Genomic DNA, 764 nt, shown 5'->3' on the forward strand with positions numbered 1-764 from the left:
GCCGGCGCCGATGCCGGTACAGCGACAACCCGAGCGGGAGCCGGTGCCGGAGCCGTCGGCGGAGCCGGCAGCAGCGCCTGAACGGGAGCCGCTCCGGCAACCCTTCGACGCCGGGCCGACGGTCGTCCGGCCCGAATCGCCCGCGCCACCGGCCGAGGAGGCGCCGGCCGCACCGGAAGCGGTGTTCGAACCCGAACCCGGCGCCGGGCCCGAACCGGAACCCGGACCCGAACTCCCCGCGGATGTGGTCGAGCCCGGCGCCGTGTCGGACCCGCGTCTCGGGGGTGTGTACGATTTCGCGCGGCCTGTGGTCGAGGCCGTACCGGCGTCGCTGCTGCCCGAGTTGGAGCCGGATGTCCAGGCGGGACCCGGGGCCGGGCCCGAACCTGAACCCACGCCAGCGCCGGAGCCCGAACCCGAAGGCGAACCGCTCGCAGAGCCTGCGCCTGCTGCCGTCGCCGAACCCGAGGCCGTACCCGAACCCGAACCGGAGCCCGCGCCGGAATCGCGCGGCGCCGATGCGTACGCGCCGCCGCCCGCCAAGCCTTGGGACGCGTGGGCCAGGCCGGGCAAGGCGGTGCCGCCGCTGTCCAGCCCGGCCGCGCCGACGGCCCCGCCCTCGGCCGAGGGCTGGTTGCCCGTGCTCTCGCCGCGGCCGAACGCGCCGCAGCAGCCGCAGCAACCGGCACAACCGCCTGAGCAGAAGGCGCCGGAGGCCCCAGAGTCCCTGGTGCCGTCGGAGACCCCGGCACCCCCGGCACTCC

Annotated in this window: 1 pseudogene; it reads left to right on the forward strand. The window is 77.0% G+C overall.

Features of this window, described 5'->3' with window-relative positions:
* Positions 1 to 307 precede the first annotated feature (307 nt).
* A pseudogene (locus tag AC13HU_RS37870) lies at positions 308 to 764 on the forward strand (hypothetical protein); the annotation flags it as partial.

Source organism: Streptomyces sp. NH27 (assembly GCF_056859195.1).